The organism is Aliivibrio sp. S3MY1 (assembly GCF_028765575.1).
Taxonomy (GTDB): domain Bacteria; phylum Pseudomonadota; class Gammaproteobacteria; order Enterobacterales; family Vibrionaceae; genus Aliivibrio.
The window spans coordinates 1-291 of record NZ_JARACO010000142.1; the positions used below are offsets into that span (position 1 = coordinate 1).

Genomic DNA, 291 nt, shown 5'->3' on the forward strand with positions numbered 1-291 from the left:
ACTTTGTTTATCTAAGATAAACAAAAGATATTAAGAACTTTTAATTTTTGATTTATCTAACTCGTAAGTTAGTTAAATCAGTCAGCTTTCCAAATTGTTAAAGAGCAATGTTTCTTTCGAAACCATTTTTAAAGACTCTCAAGGAGAATACTTAAAGATGGTGGAGCTATGCGGGATCGAACCGCAGACCTCTTCGCTGCCAGCGAAGCGCTCTCCCAGCTGAGCTATAGCCCCACATAACATCTCTTTTATTTTTTAACCTAATCAATCTGTGTGAACACTCATAAATCG

1 tRNA gene is annotated in these 291 nt (G+C 36.1%); it reads right to left on the reverse strand.

From position 1 onward, the window contains the following. Nucleotides 1–158 precede the first annotated feature (158 nt). A tRNA-Ala gene (locus tag PVK62_RS17600) sits at nt 159–234 on the reverse strand. Between the last annotated feature and the right edge of the window lie 57 nt (nt 235–291).